Source organism: Clostridium sp. AF19-22AC, assembly GCF_003479085.1.
Taxonomy (GTDB): Bacteria; Bacillota; Clostridia; order Lachnospirales; family Lachnospiraceae; genus Faecalicatena_A; species Faecalicatena_A orotica.
In genome coordinates, this window is sequence record NZ_QUGN01000021.1 from 66,499 (window position 1) to 90,470 (window position 23,972).

Annotated in this window: 26 protein-coding genes; 10 read left to right on the forward strand and 16 right to left on the reverse strand. The window is 48.0% G+C overall.

The window, feature by feature from the left end:
- Positions 1–21 precede the first annotated feature (21 nt).
- Complete coding sequence (locus DWX43_RS20215; protein ID WP_118621612.1) at positions 22–957, reverse strand: HAMP domain-containing sensor histidine kinase; 936 nt, start codon at positions 955–957, stop codon at positions 22–24.
- Positions 958–979: 22 nt separating this feature from the next.
- On the reverse strand, positions 980–1,660 hold the full coding sequence (locus DWX43_RS20220) for a response regulator transcription factor (RefSeq protein ID WP_118621613.1): 681 nt from the start codon (positions 1,658–1,660) through the stop codon (positions 980–982).
- Between the two features lie 79 nt (positions 1,661–1,739).
- Here DWX43_RS20220 and DWX43_RS20225 point away from each other — a divergent pair, with 79 nt between their 5' ends.
- A complete protein-coding gene (locus tag DWX43_RS20225; RefSeq protein ID WP_118621614.1) occupies positions 1,740–2,294 on the forward strand; it encodes a SprT family zinc-dependent metalloprotease in 555 nt (184 codons plus the stop codon).
- A 93-nt stretch (positions 2,295–2,387) separates the two neighbouring features.
- Here DWX43_RS20225 and DWX43_RS20230 read toward each other — a convergent pair whose 3' ends face one another.
- Positions 2,388–2,576, reverse strand: a complete 189-nt coding sequence (locus tag DWX43_RS20230) for a DUF6472 family protein (RefSeq protein WP_118621615.1) — start codon at positions 2,574–2,576, stop codon at positions 2,388–2,390.
- Positions 2,573–3,193, reverse strand: a complete 621-nt coding sequence (locus DWX43_RS20235; protein WP_118621616.1) for a Maf family protein — start codon at positions 3,191–3,193, stop codon at positions 2,573–2,575. Before DWX43_RS20235 ends, DWX43_RS20230 begins: the two co-directional genes overlap by 4 nt.
- A gap of 263 nt (positions 3,194–3,456) precedes the next feature.
- On the opposite strand from DWX43_RS20235, the gene DWX43_RS20240 reads away from it, so the two are divergent.
- The 3 genes from DWX43_RS20240 to yaaA are packed head-to-tail and all read left to right on the forward strand — an operon-like array spanning position 3,457 to position 5,104.
- The gene (locus tag DWX43_RS20240; protein WP_118621617.1) at positions 3,457–4,062 is read left to right on the forward strand and encodes a hypothetical protein; all 606 of its coding nucleotides are present in this window, start codon (positions 3,457–3,459) and stop codon (positions 4,060–4,062) included.
- Positions 4,063–4,074: 12 nt separating this feature from the next.
- A complete protein-coding gene (locus DWX43_RS20245) occupies positions 4,075–4,311 on the forward strand; it encodes a helix-turn-helix transcriptional regulator (protein WP_118621618.1) in 237 nt (78 codons plus the stop codon).
- A 4-nt stretch (positions 4,312–4,315) separates the two neighbouring features.
- Positions 4,316–5,104 carry a peroxide stress protein YaaA gene (yaaA, locus tag DWX43_RS20250; protein ID WP_118621619.1) on the forward strand — a complete coding sequence of 263 codons (789 nt, stop codon included), beginning with the start codon at positions 4,316–4,318 and terminating at the stop codon, positions 5,102–5,104.
- Positions 5,105–5,128: 24 nt separating this feature from the next.
- On the opposite strand, the gene DWX43_RS20255 is transcribed toward yaaA, so the two are convergent.
- The 12 genes from DWX43_RS20255 to DWX43_RS20310 form a co-directional block, all read right to left on the reverse strand.
- Positions 5,129–5,713, reverse strand: coding sequence for a cyclase family protein (locus tag DWX43_RS20255; protein WP_243099408.1), 585 nt, complete (start codon positions 5,711–5,713; stop codon positions 5,129–5,131).
- A 38-nt stretch (positions 5,714–5,751) separates the two neighbouring features.
- On the reverse strand, positions 5,752–6,225 hold the full coding sequence (locus tag DWX43_RS20260) for a YaiI/YqxD family protein (protein WP_118621621.1): 474 nt from the start codon (positions 6,223–6,225) through the stop codon (positions 5,752–5,754).
- Positions 6,226–6,238: 13 nt separating this feature from the next.
- The gene (gene amrS, locus DWX43_RS20265) at positions 6,239–7,066 is read right to left on the reverse strand and encodes an AmmeMemoRadiSam system radical SAM enzyme (RefSeq protein WP_118621622.1); all 828 of its coding nucleotides are present in this window, start codon (positions 7,064–7,066) and stop codon (positions 6,239–6,241) included.
- Between the two features lie 24 nt (positions 7,067–7,090).
- Positions 7,091–8,476: an AmmeMemoRadiSam system protein A gene (gene amrA / locus DWX43_RS20270; protein WP_118621623.1), complete on the reverse strand. Its 1,386-nt coding sequence runs from the start codon at positions 8,474–8,476 to the stop codon at positions 7,091–7,093.
- 44 nt (positions 8,477–8,520) lie between these two features.
- The gene (locus DWX43_RS20275) at positions 8,521–9,831 is read right to left on the reverse strand and encodes an amidohydrolase (protein ID WP_118621624.1); all 1,311 of its coding nucleotides are present in this window, start codon (positions 9,829–9,831) and stop codon (positions 8,521–8,523) included.
- Positions 9,832–9,863: 32 nt separating this feature from the next.
- A complete protein-coding gene (locus DWX43_RS20280) occupies positions 9,864–10,043 on the reverse strand; it encodes a chorismate--pyruvate lyase (protein WP_118621625.1) in 180 nt (59 codons plus the stop codon).
- A 13-nt stretch (positions 10,044–10,056) separates the two neighbouring features.
- Positions 10,057–11,919: an AAA family ATPase gene (locus DWX43_RS20285; protein ID WP_118621626.1), complete on the reverse strand. Its 1,863-nt coding sequence runs from the start codon at positions 11,917–11,919 to the stop codon at positions 10,057–10,059.
- Positions 11,920–12,105: 186 nt separating this feature from the next.
- Positions 12,106–12,753 (reverse strand): GntR family transcriptional regulator, encoded by a 648-nt coding sequence (locus DWX43_RS20290; protein ID WP_118621627.1) that lies wholly within the window; start codon positions 12,751–12,753, stop codon positions 12,106–12,108.
- Positions 12,754–13,025: 272 nt separating this feature from the next.
- A complete protein-coding gene (locus DWX43_RS20295; RefSeq protein ID WP_118621628.1) occupies positions 13,026–14,327 on the reverse strand; it encodes an L-serine ammonia-lyase, iron-sulfur-dependent, subunit alpha in 1,302 nt (433 codons plus the stop codon).
- The gene (locus tag DWX43_RS20300) at positions 14,314–16,452 is read right to left on the reverse strand and encodes an aminotransferase class V-fold PLP-dependent enzyme (protein WP_118621629.1); all 2,139 of its coding nucleotides are present in this window, start codon (positions 16,450–16,452) and stop codon (positions 14,314–14,316) included. Before DWX43_RS20300 ends, DWX43_RS20295 begins: the two co-directional genes overlap by 14 nt.
- An 11-nt stretch (positions 16,453–16,463) precedes the next feature.
- Positions 16,464–17,420: a uroporphyrinogen decarboxylase family protein gene (locus DWX43_RS20305; protein WP_118621630.1), complete on the reverse strand. Its 957-nt coding sequence runs from the start codon at positions 17,418–17,420 to the stop codon at positions 16,464–16,466.
- Between the two features lie 271 nt (positions 17,421–17,691).
- Positions 17,692–18,021: a hypothetical protein gene (locus DWX43_RS20310; protein ID WP_118621631.1), complete on the reverse strand. Its 330-nt coding sequence runs from the start codon at positions 18,019–18,021 to the stop codon at positions 17,692–17,694.
- A gap of 420 nt (positions 18,022–18,441) precedes the next feature.
- On the opposite strand from DWX43_RS20310, the gene DWX43_RS20315 reads away from it, so the two are divergent.
- The 6 genes from DWX43_RS20315 to DWX43_RS20340 are packed head-to-tail and all read left to right on the forward strand — an operon-like array spanning position 18,442 to position 23,934.
- Positions 18,442–20,106: a propanediol/glycerol family dehydratase large subunit gene (locus DWX43_RS20315; protein ID WP_118621632.1), complete on the forward strand. Its 1,665-nt coding sequence runs from the start codon at positions 18,442–18,444 to the stop codon at positions 20,104–20,106.
- Between the two features lie 11 nt (positions 20,107–20,117).
- Positions 20,118–20,819, forward strand: coding sequence for a propanediol/glycerol family dehydratase medium subunit (locus DWX43_RS20320; protein ID WP_118621633.1), 702 nt, complete (start codon positions 20,118–20,120; stop codon positions 20,817–20,819).
- Positions 20,820–21,212, forward strand: a complete 393-nt coding sequence (locus DWX43_RS20325; RefSeq protein ID WP_118621634.1) for a diol dehydratase small subunit — start codon at positions 20,820–20,822, stop codon at positions 21,210–21,212. It abuts the gene before it with no gap.
- Complete coding sequence (locus tag DWX43_RS20330) at positions 21,209–23,026, forward strand: diol dehydratase reactivase subunit alpha (protein ID WP_118621635.1); 1,818 nt, start codon at positions 21,209–21,211, stop codon at positions 23,024–23,026. The genes DWX43_RS20325 and DWX43_RS20330 overlap by 4 nt, the downstream gene beginning before the upstream one ends.
- On the forward strand, positions 23,023–23,352 hold the full coding sequence (locus DWX43_RS20335; RefSeq protein WP_109732564.1) for a glycerol dehydratase reactivase beta/small subunit family protein: 330 nt from the start codon (positions 23,023–23,025) through the stop codon (positions 23,350–23,352). Before DWX43_RS20330 ends, DWX43_RS20335 begins: the two co-directional genes overlap by 4 nt.
- Before the next feature lie 15 nt (positions 23,353–23,367).
- The gene (locus DWX43_RS20340; RefSeq protein WP_118621636.1) at positions 23,368–23,934 is read left to right on the forward strand and encodes a cob(I)yrinic acid a,c-diamide adenosyltransferase; all 567 of its coding nucleotides are present in this window, start codon (positions 23,368–23,370) and stop codon (positions 23,932–23,934) included.
- The last annotated feature ends 38 nt before the right edge of the window (positions 23,935–23,972 follow it).

Below are 23,972 nucleotides of genomic sequence, written 5' to 3' on the forward strand. Positions count from 1 at the left end.
GTTTAGTTTTCTTTTATCCCCCTATTTTCCCTGATTTGGAAGATATACAGATACGCTTGTCCCCTTTCCCTCTTCGGACTTTATCTTAAGATATCCGTTTTGTCTCGTTATGATTTCTCTTGTCAGATACAAGCCAATTCCAACCCCCTCTATACAGCTTGATTTTTCTTCCCTGAAAAACCGCCTGCATACGTCATTTATATGCTCCGGCGCTATCCCCGTGCCGTTATCCTCTACCGTGATTTTCGTATAAATTTCCAAGGGCTCCGCACAGATCCTGATTTTTCCACAGTCGCCTGTGTATTTGACGGAGTTATCCACAATATTAAATATTGCTTCTGCAGTCCACTTCTCATCATAATATACGTGCAGATTTTCAGGACACTCCAATGTGACCTCCGTTCCCTTCTTCTGTGCACGCAGCCGGATACTCTCGGCCACTTCGAACAATGTATTCTTCAGCACATTTTCCCGGGGATGCAGTACAATAATCTCATTCTCCAGACGCGACATCTGAAGAAGAGACTGGATCAGCGAATCCAGTTTTCTCACCTGATTTTTCAGAGTCCTGAGGCATTGCTGCCTTGTCTCCTCAGACAGCTCCGGCCTCAAAGCCGTATCAGAATACATCGTAATATTGGCGATCGGCGTTTTTAACTGATGGGAAATATCTGAGACAATACTCTGCACCTGCTTCTTCTGCTCTTCACTCTCACGGGCCGCAGCCTCAGTAATATCCGCAAGCCTTTCCAGTCTCATCTGAATCTTAGAAAGGAGGCTTTCGTCATCAAAATCAAAGTCCCCTGTTCCCTCTCCTGACAAAATCTGATCGATGGAGCCACAGACCGCATTTGTAAAATCCACATATTTCCTTCTCATATAAATCCAGACACCCGCCCAAATACAAACCGCACACAGTAAAACTGCGGCGATTGCCAGAACCAGACCGTTACTCATCTTCCATTCCCGCCTTCTCTAATCAGATCTCCTCGCCGATCCACCGATACCCTGTCCCGTACACCGTCTTAATATAGGAATACGTTTCATCAGATATCTTCGACCTGAGCCTGCTCACAAAAATAGTCAGCGTATGCTCATCCACATAGTTTTCCTCTTTATCCCACAATTCGTCGAGCAGTACCTGTCTCGTCAAAACAATCCCCGGATTCTGGCAGAACTTAACAAGCAATTTAAACTCCGTGGGCGTCAGCGATAATACATCTCCATTTTTCATTACCGTATAACTCTCGAAATCAATCACCAGATTCCCCACCGACAAACGCGCCGCTTCCTCCTGAACCACCTGATACCTCCGCAGCACCGCATTCACCCGCTGAATCAGCACCTGTACATTAAAAGGCTTCGTAATATAATCATCCGCGCCTGCCTGAAACCCGACAATCATATCCTCGTCCAGATCCCTCGCTGTCAAAAAAATAATCGGAATATCCATCCTGCCGCGCAGCTCCCTTGCAAAAACAATCCCGTTCCCGTCCGGCAGATTCACATCCAAAAGAAGCAGATGCACTTGACATTCGTCAAGAAATCTCTCCGCCTCCTTAACCCCATACACAACATCCGGCAGGTAACCGGCAAGCTCCAGATTCAGTTTTAGCCCTTCCGCAAGAGCAACATCATCCTCAATAACCAAAACCCTCACCCAAAAACCTCCTTATTGGGGACGTAGCCTTCTTGAAGTTTACTACGTCCCCTGTTAAAATATTGACGAGGTGATATTTATGAAACATCCGTTTAAATACGAAATTATTTACAGCAGCCGCAAGACTCTCGCCATCCAGATCCTACCGGATGGCAGTGTAAAGGTCCGCGCCCCGAAACGCTGCCCTAAATCTACAATTGAATGCTTTCTCAATGAGAAAGAATCCTGGATTCTTAAGCATGTTAATAAGGCCATGCAAAATCCGCCTGTTATGAAAAATCTTCTTTCTGTACAGGAACGAAACCGCTATATTAAAATTGCCCGGGATATTTTTACGCAGAAAACGGCTTATTATGCTTCCATTCTGAATGTAACATATGGCCGTATCTCTATCCGTGAACAGAAAACCCGCTGGGGCAGCTGTTCGAGCGAAGGAAACTTAAACTTCAACTGGAGACTGATCTTTGCTCCTGAGGAAGTTCTGGACTATATTGTGGTCCATGAACTTGCCCACCGCAGAGAAATGAATCACTCTCAGGCATTTTATGCAATCGTGAAGTCTATACTCCCCGACTATAAAAAATCTCAGAAATGGCTTCGTGATAACGGACGTTCCCTCTGGACTGTTGTGTAGATGATAGACACAGTTCAGCATTTTAGAAACTTTTTTATTTCATATTCCAGAATATTCTGAAAGTGGTCCGCAAAGGGGTCTGACCCCTATACGTTACATCTGTTTCCTGACGATTTTATATTCGTCTCCACCACGATAATAGGGGCACTCATGAAAGTCCCCCTTCACAAACCGCACCATTTCATCTTCATCCAGATTCTGTGTACAGATGTAGCATTCGTAATCTTCATCATATTCATAGTTCATACAATATTCGCAGTTTGATGCCTCACGTTTTTTCATTTATCTGCTGCCCCTTTCGGTGATTGGGTAATTCCGGTTTTCTTTAATTGCTGGTATATATGCGAAACCGGAAGTCCAACTACGTTATAATAGTCTCCTTCTATTTTATCAATATAAGCGGCAAATTTCCCCTGTATTCCGTATGCCCCGGCCTTGTCCATTGGTTCTTTACTTTCTATATATGAGAGTATTTCCTGTCTGTCCATTTCATGTACATACACTCTGGTCTCCACAGCATGGCTGCTTACCTGACAGTTTCCGGTCTGGTCAAAATCCAGGATGGCTGCGCCGGTGAATACCTGATGGGACCTTCCCTGAAGGCTGGTGAGCATTTGATATGCATCTTCTTCGTCCTTTGGTTTGCCCAGTATCTGTTGGTCCAAAGCTACTATCGTATCTGCCCCGATCACAACGGTGTCTTCCAGTCCCCCTTTTTCCCTCAATTCGGAAGCCACATTTTCTGCTTTCATCAGTGCCAGTTCTTTCACGATTTCTTCCGGCCTGGTACTTTCATAGCTTTCCTCTTTATGGCTTATCACGATTTCAAACTCCAGCCCAATCTGCGATAGCAGTTCTCTGCGGCGCGGAGAGGCGGAGGCAAGTATTATTTTCTTCATTGTAAAATGTCCTCTCTTATTTCAATAATATGGTGTCAGAGACAAAACTTCTTTTACCCCGACATTATAGTGCTATTGTACCATGACTTCTCTTGATACTACAATATCGTTATGTCAAGGATAAAATATTATCGTTTATCATTAATAAATTATTGACTTTCTATAACCACTCACATATACTTTAATTAAGGAACCCTGCCAATATGATTTATTAAAGAATCTCATCCTATACCTGCCGTTTTTAAAGAAAGGAGCTTTCTATAATGAGCGAAAATAAAACCATGTCCCCTCCGCCTCTATGGCATCTTAGTCTCGCCCGCGTTCTGTTCTGCTTTCTTTTCATATTTTTTGTGTACAGAACTCTTGCAAGTGTTGTAAATATCATTTACTTTGCATCACAGCCGGCTTCCGCCATTCAAGTATCGGCTAATGAAAGTCGTTATATTTTCCCGGGACTCTTTGGTTACTACAGAATTCCTTTTGATTATCTGGCAGTATATGACGGAATCACCAACGGTAAACTGTTTGCACTTTCCATAACTATTGCCTGCTTCCTGTTTAAAGATATCCCTTTACTCGTGATCATAAATCTGGGGAGAATCCTATTCAAAAATCTGAAAGGTTCCTATACGCCGTTTACTGCCGGAACGACATCCTGCATTAAGAAAATAGGGATTATTATGATTTGTATGGGTTCATTAAGCAAATTGTTTATACAGGTGAGCGTAAATGTTGTTAACCTCCACCGGTTCAACTGTGTGAATCCATATGAACCGAGCTGGATTCTGGCTGGAATATTTACATTTCTTCTGGCGGATATTTTTGCAAGGGGATGTTACCTCCAACAGGAATCTGATGAAACGTTATAAGGAGAAATACCTATGGCAATTATACTAAGATTAGACCGTGTCATGGCTGACAGGAAGATTTCCTTAAAAGAGCTTGCCGAAAAAGTAGGGATCACCAATGTAAATCTGTCCAATTTAAAAACTGGCAAGGTTAAGGCAATCCGGTTTTCAACGCTGGAAGCCATATGTAAAGAACTTAAGTGCCAGCCCGGAGATATTCTGGAATATGTAGAAGACTGCCCGTTGAGGACTGACAAAGAGAAAGGATAAACTTATGATAAAAATTATTATTTCGCCTGCAAAAAAAATGAATATCATCGACGAATATGACTGTACGCTTACCCAGCCGGTATTTATGGAAGAGACAAGGTTGATCCAAAGCATGCTGAAGGAAATGGCGCGCGAAGACCTGAAGAAGTTATGGCAGTGCAGCGATAAGCTGGCCGACTTAAATTATGGGCGCCTCCATACATACAATCTGAACAAAAACCTCACCCCGGCGCTTATTGCCTACGAGGGGATTCAGTACCAGTACATGGCACCCCACATCTTTTCAGATGCACAATGGAATTACGTCTCTGAACATCTCCGCATTTTATCCGGGTTCTACGGAATCCTCGCTCCCACGGACGGAGTCATTCCCTACCGTCTGGAAATGCAGGCAAAGTTAAAGACAGATGATAAAAAAGATCTCTATCAATTCTGGGAAAATAAGATTTACGACAAACTGGTACAAGATACAGACGCCAGTGATCTCCAGATACTCAATCTGGCATCCGCTGAATACAGCAAGGCAGTCCTTCCTTATATTGCTCCCCCCGTATCCTGCGTCACCTGCGTTTTCGGCGAAGAGACAAACGGAAAAGTAAAAGTAAAGGGAACCCAGGCAAAAATGGCCCGCGGGGAGATGGTGCGCTGGATGGCCGAAAATCAAGTAACTAAAATAACCGGCGTCCGGGAATTTGACCGGCTCGGCTATGCATTTTCAAAAGACCTTTCCAATGACAGTGAATATATTTTTTTGAAAACCGGAGATAATAAGGATGAGGAATTTTCTCTATAGATCGACGGACACTCCTGCCGCTCATCATTCTTTGACCAGCACCGCCCTGCACGGCGCCCCGTCGCATCCCGCTAATTTCAGCGGCTGGGCGCACAGGAAATATGCTCCCTCTTCCACCTCTTCCAAAACAAGACCCTCTAAAATAGCCATACCGGCCCCGAGCAGGATCTTATGCACGCCTTCCGTATCGTCTGCTGGTCCCACAGTCTGGCTCTCGACCCCTATCAGTTCAAGTCCCGCTTCCGCAAATGCCCCGGCTGCATCCTCCGAAAAAACCACATCTCCCTTCCAGAGAATTTTCTTCCCCCTGCCCGATATCAGCATTTTTGCAGTTTCCCCATCCAGTTCTCCATCATACCTTAGCACATGACAGACACCCATAACCTGCTCAAGCGGCAGCTCATCAATCGATTTCCCCTCATCCAGAAAATGCCTCGGTGCATCCATATGCGTGCCGTTATGTGCACACATTTTCAGATAAGTCAAATTACAGGCATCCCCATTCTTCACTTCCATAATCCTGTCATACTCCGGGGCCGGGTCTCCCGGATAAACCCTTGAACTGAACAATTCTCTCGTAATATCAAACAATTCCATCCCTATTTTCAATTCCTCTCTGCCTAAAACGGCGGTTTTCCGCAAAGGGGTCAGACCCTTTTGCGGTCCGTTTTCTGAATATTCTGAACTTTTCCGATCAGCCGGATCAGTGATTCTTTAAAATGTTCATCGTCTTCCTTCGTTCGTTTCCTTGGTCCTTTTAAGTGATTTTTCTTTGACTTCCTGCGGACTTCTTTCGCGATATGGCGTTCAAACATCATCTGGTCTATGTTTTCCAGTGTATACCACTTTCCGCTCTGATGTATCGGAAACACGCCTTTTCCAAGGCACATGGAGGCTACGCCGTAATCCTGGGTGACTACGATGTCTCCTTTTTCTGACAGGGTAACGATTTTAAAGTCTGCGGAATCGGCTCCTTTTTCTACGGTTACTACCTGACTGTATGAAGTCTGGAAGATATGCGCCGTGTCACAGACTAATATAACCGGTATGTTTTCTTTTTCAGCGGTTTTCTCAACGATGCCTACCACCGGGCAGGCATCTGCGTCTACGATGATCTTCATTTTCCACCTTTCTTTAACAATTCCCTACAAATACATGTTTCAAATACTTCCGTGCCGTATCCGCCAGCTCATATACCCTTTCGACATCGGTCGCCGGGCGGTCTTTCATATGGTACTGCGGGAAAAAACGTGTCACGTGGAGGGGGATTTCTGCATTCAGGGAGGCGATCCACCCGGCTTCTGCTTCCATTTCACGGGTGCTGTCATTCTCCCCCTGGACGATCAGCGTCGTGAGTTCCACATGGCAGGTTTGTGCGGACCGTTCGATAAAGTTCTTTACCGTCTCAAGATCACCGCCCAGTTTCCGGTAATATTCCTGTGAAAAACCCTTCAGGTCGATGTTCATGGCATCGATATATGGAAGAATCTCTTCCAGCACCGGAAGGCTCGCAGAACCATTGGTTACCAGAACATTTACCATCCCCGCCTCCTTTACCAGTCTGGACGTGTCCCGCACATATTCATAGCCGACCAGTGGTTCATTGTATGTGTAGGCAATTCCTATATTGCCGATTGATCTGTATTCCGCCGCCTTATCTGCCAGATCCTGTGGAGAGAGGTACAAAGTCTCTGAATCTATTTCCCCAGCCATAGATATCTCATGGTTCTGGCAAAACGGACACCGCAGATTACATCCGTAGCTTCCGGCCGACAAAATCATCGTCCCGGGACGGAACATACGGAGGGGCTTCTTCTCAATCGGGTCAAGGGCAAGTGATGTCACCTGCCCATAGTTTGAACAAACGATACTTCCACCTTCGTTCTTTCTTGCCCTGCAGATACCGCTTTTGCCTTCTTCAAGCTGGCAGTGGTGCATACATACCTGACAGATTACCTTCATCGTCCATTCATCTCCTTTTTCAAATCAGTAATGCCGTACAACCTCAAAACGTTCCAGCTTCACCCCGTCATTTTCTCCGATCCCCGCTTTCCTTTTTGCAATCGCAATCTGCTCCTCAACCGTATCCACACCGTCCAGATTCGGAAGCAGGAGCCCTCTTTTATACCCTCTGGTCACAACAACGCCATAGCGCTTTACGTCCAGTTCCTCTGCAGAACTGATCTTTTCTGTATCTCCGAGGACATCCACGCTGATTGACAGTTTATCCAGCTCCTCCCGTCCTATCGCAGGAAACCTCGGATCACGCGAACATGCACTGACTGCATTCTCAATGATCTCCTGCACAAGGGAAGGCTGCGCCGCCTGAATTGTTCCGATACAGCCCCTCAGCCGGCCCTCCTCCTTGATCGAAACAAATGCTCCCGCCCTCTTTCTGTACATTTCCTCCGGCAGCCCTTCCGGAACCGGAATCATTTCCCCTGTACGCACATACGCCTCAATCGTCCTGCGCGCAAGCTGCACATAAGCATCCTCTTTCTTTTGTCCGGCAAGCACACGCTCCCGCTCCTTCTTTTCATACTGATCCTTATAATTCCGTTCCTGATTTCTTCCGCAGACTGCATAACCGCAGACACCATATCCTACACCAAACGGGCCCTCATAAGACATCCTCTCTGCAACCACTTCGGCCGCATCCAGCGCTCCGGCCATAATAGTAAACGACCGGTGTCCGCACTCTCCCGCCTTCTCACAAAAATCTTCCGAAAATTCCAGCAGTTCCCCGAATTCTCCGCGCCCCATTACCTCCATGATCCGCGCATCATATTCCGGTCCCTCTTTCCTGTATCCATAAGGTCCTTCCTCCTTCAGATGGTGGGATAAATCCCCGCTTGCTATCAGCACGACGTTTCTCCCCAGTTCCTCCGTTGTTTCTTTGATACACTGTCCAAGTTCATAATGCTTTGTGAGAGGAAGGCCTGATAAACCGATCCTGACAAGTTTATATTCTTTCCAGAACTGATTTACAAAGTAAAGCGGTACCATCGTTCCGTGATCCAGACGTTTGTCCCGCTCCCCCAGTGTCCCCGCATTCAGGTCATGTGCATCGGCCAGTCCGCAGAGATGTTCCACAAACGCTTCGTCATACCGGACTTCCATTTTAACATGCCCTGCGCCAAACTGTCCGAAATCTCCCTTCGCACCTTTTCCCGGGGAAATGTGGAAATAATCCGCATACATAACCTGATGCGGTGTTGTCAAAACGACCGTCTCCGGCTGGAGCTGCCCGATCCGTTCCGCAATCTTCCGGTAAGCATCAATTGTCCTTTTAATCTTCTGCTCTTCCCCCCGCCCGATATCCGGCACAATCAGCGGCGGATGCGGTACCATAAATGCTGCAGTAATCCCCATAACATGACCTCCTTTGTGAATAATGAACCGAGAGTATCTGTCCTTTACATTTCCTTCCACGCCTCTTCAATCTTTTCAGGATGCTTCACCAGAATCCAGCTGCCAAGTGCCATACACTCCGCCACATACAGCATCCCCTTCTGCCCGATGCCCATCCCGGCCTGAGCCGCAGCGGACCAGTGGTGGAGCGGCGTCCCCTTGCACATCGCCTGGGCGCTTAACATGACCGTCGGCACGGTATGACTCACATCAGAAACATCGGTTCCTATAGACAGCAATACCGGTTCCTCCTCCAGAGGCTCCAGCCCCGAAAAATAGACACCGTCATTCTCAAGGCCTGCCGCCTGGCTTACCTTCTTTGCAAACTGAACTTCCTCCTTCGTGTACTCCGGTACCGGAACCTGCTCCATAGCATGGAAAAATATTTCCGAAAGTGTCCGGTTCACCTTCATTTCTTTATTACTCGTCACAAGCTCGATTTCCACTCTCGTACCGGTCATCAGTGCAGCGCCCTTTGCACAGTCATCCACACGCATGGACGCATTTTCCGTCCGGGAACGTTTGCCGGAACGGATGAAATAATTTGTTGCAGCATAATCCGGGACAATGTTGGCTGGTCCGTCTGTATTTGTGTACGTGTAGTGCATCCGCACATCATCTGCCACATGTTCCCGCAGATAATTCACGCCCACATTCATAAGTTCCGCCGCGTCAAGCGCACTGCGCCCCAGCTCGGGATGTTTTGACGCATGGGCCGCCGTCCCGTAAAACTTATAATTTTTTACATCCTGCGCCTGCCAGATATCGTAGCTCACCCGGTTCCTGTCAAAAGGATGCCATGTCACAGCCACGGAAAGGTCATCAAATACACCGGCCTCATTCATCTGAATCTTACCGATTACGATTTCTTCCGCCGGACATCCATACACCCGGACCGTTCCAGCAGTACCGCTGTTTTCCATCTGCTCTTTTAGTGCACAGGCGGCCCCGGCACACGCCGTACCAAGAAGATTGTGGCCACACCCGTGTCCCGGCCCGCCGGACGGCTCGTATTCAGCCACCGGTTCCTGTCCCAGTCCGGGGAGAGCGTCGTATTCAGCCAGAAATCCGATCACCGGCTTCCCGCTGCCCCACTCCGCGATAAACGCAGTCTCGAATCCTGCAACATTCCACCTGATCTCAAACCCTCTTTCCTCAAGGAAATCCGCCAGACGTCTGGAAGAATAAACCTCCTCCCCGGAAAGCTCCGGATGCCGGAAAATATCATCCGCCGTCCGCATCATCTCCCCGCTGTTTCTCTGAAACCAATCACAAAACGCTGCCACGTCCCTGTCTGCACCCTGTCTATCTGCCATTTTTACCATTCCTCCCTCTAACATGGGGTGCGCTAATCAATAATGCTGTACTGGAGATATTCGTACAACAGCCTACTGCCCTCCCTAATCTCCATAGGCAAAAGCGCCCTCGCCACCAGCTTCGGCTCCGCTTTCGGGTCTGTCTCATCCGTCCTTCGAAGCAAAGCATAATCGCCGTCAATTCTTTCTACTATATAAGTACATGTCAGCATCCCTTTTCTCCTCCTAAAGTTTCTGTTTTTTTCTGCTCTCGAAATAAATGAATCTGTCAATGGAGTCGAGTATATCTTTAAAATCCTCCCTCGGCGCCAGTTCGATGTATCTCGTCAGCAGTTCCTGTTCCTGTGCCTTATATCTTCCATAAAATATATCATACAGGTTATGCCCGCGCAGATAGACCCTGATCTCTTCCATATACATCTTCACGTCCCCGGCCGTCTCAAGATCCTTCCCCAGAACCTCACGCAGATGCCTGCCGCTTCTGATCTTGTAAAGATATTCTTTCCATTTCTGAATAAAAATCTCATAAAATTCCTCTTCCGACCCAATCACCCCGAGCTGTGCCATAATCTTCGGGTTCAGAAAATAGTTTTCGAAAGAATAGTAGTGAAGGATCAGGACATTCTGGGGCATGACCCGCGGAAGCTTATCAATATCTTCCTTGTTCCGCTCCTCATAATACCTGCAGAGCTGGTGTTTCAGCTTTTCCGGGTCATCGCCGTCCCCGTCGCGGATCATCAGAAACTGGTCCCTTAAATATATCTGGTTCATGTATTTCAGATTCGCATAAGTCTTGATATTCGTACAGCTGTTTGTAGTGATAATCGCGATTCTGGACAGGTTCCCCTCCTCGTCAAATGTTTCCGAATAATATTTCCTGATCAGCAGCGGGAGCCTGCTCTTATCCTGTTTGCCTTCCACTATAAAGACAAAGTTCACGTTCATCAGATCATTCGCCGTATATCCCAGATCATCCAGAATTGCACTGATGTCGGTCTTTTCTCGAACCGTTGAAAATCCCTCTTCATCCAGCACGGTCTGCCGGATCTGCCTGCTGCTGAAATTGGCGAGGAGATTTGGTGAATGTGTCGAAAATATAACCTGGTTCTTCCTTGACAAACGGTAAAGGATCTCCCCGGACACTTTCTGAAGCCTCGGGTGGAGGAATATCTCAGGGTCCTCCACCATGATAATACTTGGCACCCGGTCCTCCCCCTCAGCATAGGTTTCCAGAAGGGACAGCATATAGACACTGCGCATGCCCTTTCCCATCTGGCCGATCGGGCGAGTGGCGCTTTTCTCCCGGTTCCTGATCTCCGCAGTAACAAGGAGCATCCGCTCTACATCCCGGTTCATGGAATAAATGATCTCTTCCTGCCCGCCGTTCTTCTTAAAATTCTCGTTCACCCGCTTCGCAAAATCACCCAGATTCAGCTGGTAAAGCTTATAGTCCAAAAGCTTCGCCGTCTCAAATGCATCCAGCTCTTCCGGTTTTTTCTGGTTAATCAGCCCGATACAGGCAAAGCAGTGGTTGCATGTCTTTGACTGATCAAAGATACAGCAGTCACGCCTCATTTTTTTCAGAAGCTCATCCTCCTGAAGCATCAGCAGATCCTCCTGGAGCTGGTCTAAGTCCCTCTGCGTATCCATATAGTAAATCTGTGGAAACACTTCTTTAATATAGGGGTTATTTTTCTGGACCCCGTCATGATACCGGATGCGTCCGTCTTTATTTGCAGAAAATTCAAAGGACAGCACCCTCTGGTCGTCAAAGGAGGGCAGTTTCCTCCTAAAATCCTTCTGCCATGCCTCCAGCCGCCTGTACTGGCTCACAATCCCGCGCTCATGCAGGCGCAGTAAATCCTGCTCCTCGAACTGCAGCGTCACAAACACCTCAATATTCGGAAAATTTTCCTGAAAATCCTCCGGCCGGATACAGTAGGATCCCCCGACTGCACGTATAGCGTCCAGAACCGCCGTTTTTCCTGTATTATTCTGACCCACGAGAATCAGGGCATTATCAATGTCATCCAGATACATGTTCTGAATTGATTTAAAATTCCGGATTCTTAAACTGGTTATCCGCATAAAGCGCTCCTTCTTTCTCTGCGGGAAAAACCTCCCGCAATGAAATCCCTTTTTACCATTATACGATTTTTCACAGATTACATCCACCCAAATTTCAAATACAGCAGCCCGGACACAGCAAAACCGGCGTGACCTGTGCCACGCCGGTTCCCCTTAAGCCATTTCCATACACCGGACAAGCTCCGCTTAGCTGAATTCCTCGATAATCTCCCGCTTCAGATCTTCAATATCTTCTTTCAGGATATCCAGAGACAGTTCCAGATTACGCTCTGACATCGCCTCAATTAGTTTCTTGTGCCGCTGTGCCTTCGTATCATGACGCCGGTTCCATGACACGGAAAAGTACTGGATCGCTCCGCGGTAGGAAAACTTCAGGGCCCTCTCTACCTCTGTGGTAATCTGTGTATTTCCGCAGAAACTGCATAGGAGCAGATGGAAGCTGATGTTGCTTTTCCAGTGCTTCATCATGTTTTTCCCTTCATGGATCTCATTCGCCTCAGAAATATTTTCTTTCAGCAGCCGGATATGGTGCTCGTCCAGAATCGTAAATGTCTTTCGCAGTGCCGCCAGCTCCAGAATCACACGCAGTTCCACGATATCGGATATCTCCTTCATCGAAATGGGACGTATCTGGTAGCCCATCCGGGGACGGCTTTCTAAAACCTTTTCATTACAGAGTTCAATCAGTGCCTCCCTGACCGGAGATTTGCTGACTCCATACTTTTCGATCAATTCCCGCTCCGTGATAATTTCATTCTGCTGATAATAACCTTCTGTAATCTCATTCAAAACCTTCTCATATATCTGGTCTTTCAGTTTTATCGTTTCCGCCATAAGTTTCTCCCCGATCTATTATATTTGAGGTGGTAAATACAAATAGTATACCATGTACACTAGATTCGAAAGGACCTCATCAAGTGTCCAGGTATGCATTTTCACTAAGCTCGATAGAACCTCGCTAAGTGTAAATAGTATACCATGTACACTAGATTCGAAAGGACCTCATCAAGTGTCCAGGTATGCATTTTCACTAAGCTCGATAGAACCTCGCTAAGTGTAAATAGTATACCATATTTTGGAAGTCTCCTGCATCTGATTTCTTACTTCTATTCACAGGTTCCCCGTGCACAGCGGTGATTTCTGCTTTCTGTCCTTTGCAGCATGATTTCGATAATCTTACGGTCAGTCTGCCTCATTCCCTCTTTCCCCAGAATACCTACGTTCTTGATCGTTTCATCCGCATCACACGTTACAATGCCGTCACCGCCGACAAATTCTTTCTTATCCCTGAACATATCATATCCGAGCAGGCCTGCCTCGACTGATGCCGCGATCTTGGCCGCACAGGAGGGTTTTGCCCCATCACAGATCACGCCGGATACCGCAGCCAGTGAGTTAATCAGGGTGTGGGCGACTTCCTCAAAGCCCCCGCCCTCCAGATATGCAATCCCTGCCGCGCTGGCACACCCCGCATTGACGGCACCACAGTATGCCGACAGCCTGCCAATGAACTGCCTCTGATATATGGTAAGCAGGTCCGAAAGTGCAACCGCGCGGATCATCTTCTCCTCATCGAATCCTTTTTCTGCCGCATATACGGCAATCGGAACAGAAGCGGTAATCCCCTGGTTCCCGCTGCCCGACACGATAATGACCGGAAGTGTACAGCCGCTCATCCGTGCATCCGACCCGGCCGCTGCATAGGCCCTCGCCTTATCTGCCGGTGTCTGTGCAGAATGGGACAATATGGTCCGACCCACAGAGCCTCCATATTCGTGTGCAATTCCTTCCCTGGCAATTGCCATGTTAAAATCTATCTGCCTGCGGATAAGGGGTCTGATTTCATCGATTGCTGCCTCGTCCGCAAATTCAACAATCTGCTCGATTGTAAGAGCAGTCTCCGTGTTTTCGAGCCCTGTTTCTTCCGTTTTTTGAAATACAGTCTTCCCGTCTTTTTCCACATATACGATATTTATATGCTCTCTGACAATACGGACAAGCGCCTGTTTCTCATTGTCTTTTACGGAAACCCTGATATCAAAGACCTCATCGTTTTCGCTCGCAGATACCCTGACAGGCACCTGTTCTAAAAATTTTCTGATCAAAGGAATCTGTTCTTCAGTGACAGCCGAGATTACTTCCAGTTTCTTCTGCGGGTCCCCAGCCGCGATGCCGGCCGCAGCAGCAGCTTCTATTCCCTTCATTCCGCCCGTATTCGGTATCGTAACACTTTTTACATTCTTAATAATATTGCTGCTGACCTTAACGTCAACTTCTTTAGGCATTGCCCCCAGTACTTCTCTTGCGTACGCCGCTGCATAGGCAATGGCGATCGGCTCTGTACACCCGAAGGCCGGGACCAGTTCTTTTTCCAGCAGCCTGATATATTGCTGATTATGTCTCTCCATACGATTCACCCTGCATGTTTTCCAACAGCTCCGTTACCAAGTCAATCTCCTCTTCCGTGTTCCAGTAATGGACCGACAGCCGCGCCGTCCCTTCTATACCAAAGAGCTCTGTAACACCGGGGCAGAAAAAGTGGTGGCCCATCATTCCGACTCCGTTTTGATTCAAATAAGCCGCGATCTCCCCGCACGTTTTCCCTTCCATGACAAATCCCAGCGTTCCACATCGGCATGACGCATCCTCCGGTCCGATGATCCGTACACCCTTTATTACTTTCAGTTTTTCGAACAGGTAACACGTCAGTTTACGGATTCTTGCTTCAACATCCTTCATTTCACCGATTTCACCTATATATTCAACAGCCTTCGAAAGTCCGAATATCCCCGGAAAGTTTTTCTCCCCGAACTCCAGCTTACGGATATCCCCGTGAAATGTAAACTCATTTCTTTGATAATCCCAGTTCCCGCTGTTCCACGCCGGCACATATCCTTTTAACTTCTCTACGGAAATGGTATACTCCTGACCAAAATAGCGCATATCGAGCGCACAGATATAGTTTCTCTCCTCATTCTGCAGCCCTTCTTTCAGAAGCACCTCATCCAGTTCCTTCTTCAGTTCTGCAAAGTTCTGGTGGAAGTCCTCTTCTGTAAGCGAAGACAGCAGGCATACCTTCGTGTGCCCCGTATCATGCCGTATGTCCGCGTGCAGCATGCCCCATGCGGAAAATACACCCGGGTTCGCCGGGACGATGACTTCTTTTATATCCAGCATCTCTGCAATCAGTGCCGCATGCATCGGGCCTGCACCGCCGAATGCGAGGATCGAGAAGTTCCTTGGGTCGATCCCCCTCTTTACCGTAAGTTCCCGGATGGCATCCGCCATCTTATGATTCGCAATCTCACATACCCCTTCAGCCGCAGCCTCCGCATCCAGTCCAAACTGCCTGCCGTACGCTTCAAAAGCAGCCATTGTCTTTTCTGCATCAATCTGCATCCTGCCGCCTAAAAAATGCTCCGGAGACATATGTCCCAGCACAAGATTCGCATCTGTAAGTGTCGGCTTCTCTCCGCCCCTGCCATAGCACACCGGACCCGGGGCCGCCCCGGCACTCTGCGGGCCGACACGCATTCCGCCTGCCTCATTCCATGCAATGCTCCCGCCGCCTGCACCGATACTGAACACATTTACAGTCGGCGCCAGTACCGGAAATCCCTCGATTTCTGCTTCTACTGTGGTTTCCATCCGGTTATTCACTACAATACTCACATCAAAGCTTGTGCCGCCAATATCAAAACCGATGATATTTTCCCGGTCAATCACACTCGCCCCGATAGCGCCTCCTACAGGTCCGGACATCAGGGTGTATACCGCCGTGGACGATGCCATCTCTGCACGGATCACACCGCCGCTCGACTGCATCATATAGAGAGTTCCACCGAAACCTCTTTTCAGAAGCTCCTCTGATAGTGCAAAGACATGTCTCCTTGTACTCGGCGCAACGTAGGCATTGAGTACAGAAGTACTGACTCTCTCGTATTCCCTTGACTCTTTAGCGATCTCATGGGACGCCGTAATAATGGTTCCTTCGTCCAGCTCTTCCTCCAGAATCCTGCATACCTCTTTCTCATTTTTCGTATTTGCATAGCTGTTGATCAGGCATACCGCCACGGAGTCATATTTTCCTTTTAGTGCCTCTATGACTTCACGCATCATCTCTTTTGTAACTTCCTTTTCAATCGTCCCCTCAAAAGAAACCCGCTCGTCTATCTCATAGATATCTTTCCTCGGTATCAGGGGCTCCGGCTTATGATAACGGATATTATAGATTTCCGGCCGGTTCGCCCTTGCTATCTCATATACATCCCTGAACCCCTTCGTTGTCACGAGGGCGCAATGGGCGCCCCTTCTCTCGATTACAGAATTCAAACCTGATGTCGTACCATGTACGATACTGGTTATCTGGCCGTACTTATCTCCGGCCAGTTCATCAAAGCCCTTTAGTATCCCTTTTTCCAGAGCGTCCGGAGTCGTCAGCACCTTTGTTGTCTCATAGACGCCTGTGTCATCATTCAGCAAAACAATATCTGTAAAGGTTCCGCCCACATCCGCTGCTAATCTGTATGACATACACGTTCCTCCTATTCTCTGGCCGCCTCTGCCGCCGCTTCTACCCTCCAGCACTCGATCTCTGTAGGAATGGTGCAGTCCGCGCCCAGAATAAAGCCCGTCTTTCCATTCTCCTGAATAATCTTTCTTACCTCCGTCCGGATCTCTTCCTCCGTACCTTCAACGAGTACACCGCTTCTGTTTGCAAGGCCTCCCATGATAGCCGGCTCCGGAAATAGCTCCTTTGCCTGTACGATCGTAAACGGCGCCTCATAGATCCCCCAGTTCACAACATCCGCGTACCTGCCATAACCGGCATAGCGCTGCATATTCAGTCTGTCCTTGCAGATGTGGAGGAAACAAGTACCCCCGCTTTCCCTGATGGCTGACATGACCTGTTTGTCAAGAGGTGCGATGTAAGTCTCGAATTCCTCATCCGTATAGTAACGGTACTCTCCGCCCAGAGCCGCATAATAGACAGAATCCAGCCCGGCCTTTATGTATTCTTCGGCCAGCACACACATGATATCGGCAACCCGTTTATATACATCAAACACAGCGTCTTTATCCTGCCGCAGATGTTCCGGCATGACCAGACGTCCCGTATCGTATCCGTATGTCTTCTCGATGAGGTGCAGGCTGGAAGCCACGATCCCGTGGAGTGTCCCCATTGTATAGTGTCCCGGTTCACACTTGTCCAGTATCCGTTTCACAAGATCGAGCTGCCTCGTCATCCACGCATCATTTCTGGAAAAATCCGGAATCAGTTTCCAGTCCGCACCGCAGCGGATACCTTCACATGCAGGCAAAAGATTCTCATTCATGATTTTATAGATGTCTGTGCCTGTCTTCTCAAAAAACTCCAGATGCGCTTCCGCGCCCTTCTCCCCATATTCACATCCTGCCGGGAAATGGAGTGAGAAACTTGATGGAATCCCGTCAACCGGTTCTTTTTTTATTGCTGCTGTCACACGCTCTCTGCCATTCATCTCTGTTACTTCCTTTCTTGTTGATATCACTGTTATTTCCTTTAGTATTATCTCTGATATTATCAGAGGGAGTAAAAAAAATAGATGTACATCTGTAAGCTTAATTTGATATTATCATTGCAATTGCGTTTTGTCAATCCGATTTTTCAGATTCTTTCACTTTTACTTTACTTTTATTTCATAGTTAAATAAAACATGTATAGAAAAAGCGGTTAACTTTCGTATATCAGCAAAGTTAACCGCATATTTCTAGATACCATATGATACTCATTTATTTCTCAACCAATTCAATTTTATTTACTTCAGCGAGGATAGCAGGAATTTGCTCGCGGATACCGCCACTATAAGTAATAGAAACTTTATCCCCTACTTTAAACTCAGACAAATCTTCAAGGCTATCTGGTTTACCAGCCTCACACAAATGACCGTCCGAATCTAACCTAACGATTAAATAAGTATCCTGATTTTCAACTACCTGACCAATCACTGTTATGTCTATCAGCTTATCGTCCAAATAATCCTTGTACTTGTAAACAAAGGGCAATAGCAGGGGGATTAAAACCAGTACGATACCTATAGCATATTTAAGTTTCCTTTTCATAATAAGTCCCTTCTCGAATGAAGTTAAAAAACTTGTAATAATCCGAACATTCTTGATACTAAAACTATTATAGCATTTTTCAATTAATTTAACATCCAATCTTAAAGTTGAATTCTAATATCATGATTAGACAGTATAGCAGTCAGGGGTAAAGCCTTTCATATTAAATTTAAGTTTATTAACCAACATTTATTGAAATGAATTAGTTTGTATGTTAGCAGAAAGAAAATGTATTTGCTTATCAAATTAAACAATTCCACAACTGACTATGACATTATTGTGGTTTTGTGTGGCATTCAGCAACACGCGATGTGGTTTTTTGCTAGATTTGAACATTATTTCGTTGCTATTTCCCTGTAGTTGTTGTATAATTAAAATACTATGAACAGTAATCCCAATTCCGTTAGGAGAAGAGAAAATATGAAGAGATCAAAACGTATTGAAACACTGGACAGGCGCCCCGTGAATCTGGATGGTTATATCAACGAATGGCCGGAGATGGGGTTTGTCGCAATGAGCAGCCCATACGATCCGAAGCCGTCAATCAGGATAGAGAACGGAAAAGTGACAGAACTTGATGGCAAAGAAAGAGAGGATTTCGACTTCATCGACCAGTTCATCGCCGATTATGCAATCAATGTTGACCGGGCAGAAAGGTCCATGACCGTGCCTTCACTCGATATTGCAAGGATGATCGTGGATATCCATGTTTCCAGAAAAGAGATTCTGGAAGTCATAAGCGGGATCACTCCTGCCAAGATGGTCGAGGTCATGAACCATCTGAATGTCGTGGAGCTTATGATGGGGATGCAGAAGATACGCGCACGTAAGACCCCGGGAAATCAGGCCCATATTACGAACTTAAAAGACGATCCGGTACAGATTGCCGCCGATGCCGCCGAGGGAGCCTTAAGGGGATTTGCCGAGGAAGAGACGACGATGGGTGTTGCAAGGTACGCGCCGCTGAGTGCAATGGCGCTTTTGATTGGTTCCCAGGTCGGCCGTCCGGGCGTTCTCACACAATGTTCCGCAGAGGAAGCTACCGAGCTTGAACTCGGAATCCGCGGGCTGACTACATATGCAGAGACACTTTCCGTCTATGGCACGGAAAAGGTATTTATAGACGGGGATGACACCCCTTATTCCAAAGCTTTTCTAAATTCCGCCTATGCATCCAGAGGTCTGAAGGTCCGGTTCACATCCGGTTCCGGTTCCGAGGTGCTGATGGGGAACAGCGAAAAGAAGTCCATGCTCTATCTGGAATGCCGCTGCCTCTATGCAACAAAGGGCGCGGGAAGCCAGGGAATCCAGAACGGTTCCGTGAGCTGTATCGGTGTACCCGGAGCTGTGCCGGGAGGTATCCGTGAAGTCATGAGCGAGAACCTCGTTGCCGCACTGCTCGGTCTGGAATGTGCTTCCTCCAATGACCAGAGTTTTTCCAATTCTGACATGAGAAGGACTGCAAGGACAATGCTCCAGTTCCTGCCGGGAACCGATTTTATTTTTTCAGGTTATGCCGCAGAGCCGAACTACGACAACATGTTCGCAGGCTCCAATTTTGATGCGGAAGATTTTGATGACTACAATGTACTGCAGAGAGACATGCAGGTGGACGGCGGTCTGAAGCCGGTTACCGAGGAAGAAGTGATCCGCGTAAGGATGAAAGCCGGAAAGGCCATACAGGCAGTCTTCAGGCAGCTCGGCCTGTCTCCGGTATCTGATGAACAGGTAGAAGCGGTCGCTTATGCACATGGCAGTAAAGATACCCTTGAACGTGACGTGACGGCCGACTTAATGGCGGCCGAGGATGTCTTAAAACGTGGAATAACGGGAGTGGATGTGGTAAAGGCTCTGGCAGAATCCGGTTTTCAGGATATTGCAGAGAGTGTGTTAAGCATGCTGAAGCAGCGTGTTGCAGGTGACTACATGCAGACAGCCGCCATTCTGGACCGCGATTTCCATGTGCTTTCCGGAGTCAACACCCCGAATGACTACATGGGACCGGGAACGGGATACCGTGTTGAAGGTGAACGCTGGGAAGAGATCAAGAAGATCCCCCATATCATAAACCCACAGGATATATAGGAGGAAAGAGCATGCAGGTAAATGAAGATTTAGTAAAACAGATAACAAATGCTGTCCTCACAGAGATGAAGCACCGGAAAGACACGAACCCAGCCCCTGTGACGTCCGGCAGTCCGGCTGCAGGTACAGCAGTTTCCCAGTCTCTGGCCGGACGCGACAGAATCAACCCGGTTAAGACTTCCTATGCTTCTTATCCAAGGGCAAAAAAGGGAACCGATCCGAAAGAAGTTGTCATCGGAGTCGGCGCTGCCTTTCAGAAGGAAATCCAGAAGACCATCTGCGGTATCCCGCTGGATGATGTCTTAAAGAATGTAAAGGCCGGCATTGAAGAAGAGGGCATGGTCCCGAGGGTGGTCAAGATTCTTGACACTTCGGATGTCTGCTTTATGGCCCTGGAAGCTGCTAAGACTTCCGGCTCCGGCATTGGCATTGGCATCCAGTCCAAGGGGACAACGGTCATCCACCAGAAGGACCTGTATCCGCTTTCCAATCTGGAACTGTTTCCGCAGGCGCCGCTTATGGATCTCGAAACTTACCGGAAGATCGGAAAGAACGCGGCAAAGTATGTTAAGGGCGAACAGGTTGTGCCTATACCATGTACCAATGACCCTATGTCCAGACCAAAATACCAGGTAAAAGCGGCCCTGATGCATATCGCTGAGACCGAGCAGCTTGACCCTGAGGTCGGAATTATCGAATGGGAGGAGAAATAGATGCAGTACCCCTTAGGTGAACACGAGAAAGAGAAGATCACATCCAAAACCGGAAAAAAACTGACTGACATCACTCTGGATGAAGTCATGAAGAACCACGTTTCCGCTGATGATATCAAGATTTCCAAAGAGATCCTGAAAGCACAGGGACAGGTTGCCCTCAAAGCGGACAACGGCCCGATGCAGAAGAATTTTGAGCGCGCCGCCGAGCTGGTGGACGTACCGGATGATGTCATTTTAAAAATGTATGATAAACTGCGCCCGAACCGTTCTACCAAGCTGGAACTGGTTCTTATGGCACAGGAGCTGCTTGAAAAATATAATGCCAAAAACTGTGCAAGGCTCGTTATGGAAGCCGCAGAAGTTTATGAGAAAAGAGGTATTCTGCTTTGAGTTTAATTGCTGGAGTAGACATTGGGAATTCCACAACAGAAGTCTGTGTCGGGGAGGCAGCCGCTGACGGCACCATCCATTTCCTGACAAGTGCTTCACGCCCTACAACCGGGACCAAAGGTACGGTTGCGAATACTCATGCAATCAAAGCAGCTTTAAACCGGGCCATGAGCAGTATCGGACGTACGATCAGCGACATCTCGCTCATCCGTCTCAACGAAGCCGCACCCGTCATAGGTGACACTGCTATGGAGACACTGACCGAGACGATTATCACAGATTCGTCTATGATCGGCCATAATCCTTCGACTCCTGCCGGAGCCGGACAGGCAGTCGGGGAGATCCTGCTGATTAATAATCTGTCACGGGGAATTCCCGGGTCGCCTTACATCGTAGCCGCCGATGATTCTTACTCCTACGAAGAGGTTGCCGCGATCCTCAATCAGTCTGCGGACACACTGGATATTGCCGGAGTCATCCTGAAGGCGGATGAGGCAGTGCTGGTGGAAAACCGGCTTCGGAAAAAGATACCGATCATCGATGAGGTTGCAAGGATTGACAAACTGCCTGACGGCGTTCTGGCTGCGATTGAAGTTGCCCTGCCCGGACAGACCGTGCGCATGCTTTCCAATCCATACGGAATTGCCACACTCCTGCATTTGAATGCGGAAGAGACGCGGACTGTCACGCCAATTGCCAAAAGCCTGATCGGAAAACGCAGTGCAGTTGTTTTAAAGACACCGGGCGGAAATGTCCGGGAAAATGTCCTGCCCGCCGGGGAGATTTATCTCGATGCCGAGAACAGTGCATCGATCAATCTTGATGAAGGTGCCGCAGAAATCATGAAGGCAGTTGCAGATGCCGGGAAAATTCATGATATCAGCGGACAGCCGGATACGAATGTCGGCAATATGCTCACCCGCATCAAGCGTGGTATGGGGGAATTAGACCATACTCCGGATGCAGATATACGGATCACTGATATCCTTGCCGTGGATACACTTGCGCCGGTCCTGATTTCCGGTGCACTCGCAGGGGAAACCTGTCTCGAGAAAGCGGTCGGGATTGCAGCGATGGTAAAGACGCAGCACCTTCCGATGCGGGAGATTGCGGATAAGCTGAAGATGGAACTCGGAACGGATGTCAGAATCGCCGGGGTAGAGGCCGTCATGGCAAGTCTCGGGGCACTCACTACTCCGGGAACGAAGCTGCCTCTGGCCATTCTGGATATGGGCGGCGGTTCTACAGATGCGGCAGTGATTTCGGAAGACGGCAGAGTGACCATGACGCATCAGGCCGGTGCCGGGGAACTGGTATCCATGCTGATTGAAACCGAACTTGGTCTGGGTGACCGCCATATTGCGGAGCAGATCAAGAAATATCCACTCGCAAAAGTAGAAAGCCTTTTCCATATGAGAATGGAAAACGGGCAGATGACATTCGTTGATGAGTCCATTGATCCCCGTTTCTACGGGCGGGTTATTTTACTCGCAGAAGATGGATATATCCGGATAGAAAAAGAGATTCCAATGGAAAAGATCGTTCAGGTACGGCGGGATGCGAAAAGAAAGGTATTCGTCACCAATGCGTTCCGTGCACTCAAGAGCGTCGCCCCCGGACAGGATTTGAAGAACATTTCCAATGTGGTGCTTGTCGGAGGGTCTGCCGAGGATTTCGAAATACCGGAAATGCTGATGGAGGAATTTGCCGATTACCGGATCGTATGCGGGCGCGGCAATATCCGCGGAACAGAAGGACCACGCAATGCCGTGGCAACCGGACTTGTGCTTTCATATGCAGGAGAGAGACAATGATTATAAAAAGACCTTCTATTTTCATATATGTAAACCATCCGGACCCTTCTGTCCTGAAGGAGCTCTGTGCAGGCATCGAAGAGGAAGGCGTGTTTTTTGATATCAAAGAAATGGATTATGATTCGCCTGACGAATTGGCCTGGAATGCGGCGAATGATTCGATGCTCGGCTCCGGAATCGGGATGTGCAGGACTCATGCCGCACTGCAGATGCGCGGGATTGAGAAGGGGCATAATATTGAAAGCTATCTGGCACCGGATAAGGAACAGAGCAGAAAGCTGGGGGCTAACAGCGCCCGGGCCATAAAAAAGCTTGCTTTTAAATAAAAAGGGGAGATGACCATGAAAATTTACACGAAAAACGGGGACGCAGGGAAGACTTCCCTCATGAACGGAATCAGCGTTTCCAAGTCCGATGACCGGATTGAGCTTCTCGGCACGATTGACGAGCTGAGCAGCCATATCGGACTTGCCAAGGTAATCGCCGATTCCTCTTTGAGTGAACGTCTTTCCAAGATTCAAAAGGAACTGATGCAGATTATGGCCGGTATTGCTGATCCGCGTAATCCGGACCATCGCTTTACAAAAGAAGAGACACTTGCTCTGGAAGAAGAAATCGACCATCTGGAGGATTCGTTCCCCCGCGCAAAGGAATTCGTCCTTTACGGCGGCTGTGAGCAATCAGCCCGGCTGGATGTGGCAAGGGCCGTTGCAAGACGGGCCGAACGGAGGTTCCGAAAGGTTTCACAGAATTACGGTGCTGACAGTAAGGCAATGCAGTATATAAACCGTCTGTCTGACTACCTTTATGTAGCGGCAAGGTATGCCGATTACAAGTCTTCTGCCGAGCCTGATGAGGAATTCCGCCAGGAAGTCGTGAAAAATGTTATGAAAAGTATCGGGAAGTAAAATATGCCGGCCCTTCCACTTTACCTGAAGGGACCGGC

Coding starts and splice junctions, on each gene's coding strand:
- DWX43_RS20215 (WP_118621612.1), bottom strand. CDS start 957: ATGAGTAACGGTCTGGTTCTGGCAATCGCCGCAGTTTTACTGTGTGCG.
- DWX43_RS20225 (WP_118621614.1), top strand. CDS start 1,740: ATGAAACATCCGTTTAAATACGAAATTATTTACAGCAGCCGCAAGACT.
- DWX43_RS20230 (WP_118621615.1), bottom strand. CDS start 2,576: ATGAAAAAACGTGAGGCATCAAACTGCGAATATTGTATGAACTATGAA.
- DWX43_RS20235 (WP_118621616.1), bottom strand. CDS start 3,193: ATGAAGAAAATAATACTTGCCTCCGCCTCTCCGCGCCGCAGAGAACTG.
- DWX43_RS20240 (WP_118621617.1), top strand. CDS start 3,457: ATGAGCGAAAATAAAACCATGTCCCCTCCGCCTCTATGGCATCTTAGT.
- DWX43_RS20245 (WP_118621618.1), top strand. CDS start 4,075: ATGGCAATTATACTAAGATTAGACCGTGTCATGGCTGACAGGAAGATT.
- yaaA (WP_118621619.1), top strand. CDS start 4,316: ATGATAAAAATTATTATTTCGCCTGCAAAAAAAATGAATATCATCGAC.
- DWX43_RS20260 (WP_118621621.1), bottom strand. CDS start 6,225: ATGAAGATCATCGTAGACGCAGATGCCTGCCCGGTGGTAGGCATCGTT.
- amrS (WP_118621622.1), bottom strand. CDS start 7,066: ATGAAGGTAATCTGTCAGGTATGTATGCACCACTGCCAGCTTGAAGAA.
- amrA (WP_118621623.1), bottom strand. CDS start 8,476: ATGGGGATTACTGCAGCATTTATGGTACCGCATCCGCCGCTGATTGTG.
- DWX43_RS20275 (WP_118621624.1), bottom strand. CDS start 9,831: ATGGCAGATAGACAGGGTGCAGACAGGGACGTGGCAGCGTTTTGTGAT.
- DWX43_RS20280 (WP_118621625.1), bottom strand. CDS start 10,043: ATGCTGACATGTACTTATATAGTAGAAAGAATTGACGGCGATTATGCT.
- DWX43_RS20285 (WP_118621626.1), bottom strand. CDS start 11,919: ATGCGGATAACCAGTTTAAGAATCCGGAATTTTAAATCAATTCAGAAC.
- DWX43_RS20290 (WP_118621627.1), bottom strand. CDS start 12,753: ATGGCGGAAACGATAAAACTGAAAGACCAGATATATGAGAAGGTTTTG.
- DWX43_RS20295 (WP_118621628.1), bottom strand. CDS start 14,327: ATGGAGAGACATAATCAGCAATATATCAGGCTGCTGGAAAAAGAACTG.
- DWX43_RS20300 (WP_118621629.1), bottom strand. CDS start 16,452: ATGTCATACAGATTAGCAGCGGATGTGGGCGGAACCTTTACAGATATT.
- DWX43_RS20305 (WP_118621630.1), bottom strand. CDS start 17,420: ATGAATGGCAGAGAGCGTGTGACAGCAGCAATAAAAAAAGAACCGGTT.
- DWX43_RS20310 (WP_118621631.1), bottom strand. CDS start 18,021: ATGAAAAGGAAACTTAAATATGCTATAGGTATCGTACTGGTTTTAATC.
- DWX43_RS20315 (WP_118621632.1), top strand. CDS start 18,442: ATGAAGAGATCAAAACGTATTGAAACACTGGACAGGCGCCCCGTGAAT.
- DWX43_RS20320 (WP_118621633.1), top strand. CDS start 20,118: ATGCAGGTAAATGAAGATTTAGTAAAACAGATAACAAATGCTGTCCTC.
- DWX43_RS20325 (WP_118621634.1), top strand. CDS start 20,820: ATGCAGTACCCCTTAGGTGAACACGAGAAAGAGAAGATCACATCCAAA.
- DWX43_RS20335 (WP_109732564.1), top strand. CDS start 23,023: ATGATTATAAAAAGACCTTCTATTTTCATATATGTAAACCATCCGGAC.
- DWX43_RS20340 (WP_118621636.1), top strand. CDS start 23,368: ATGAAAATTTACACGAAAAACGGGGACGCAGGGAAGACTTCCCTCATG.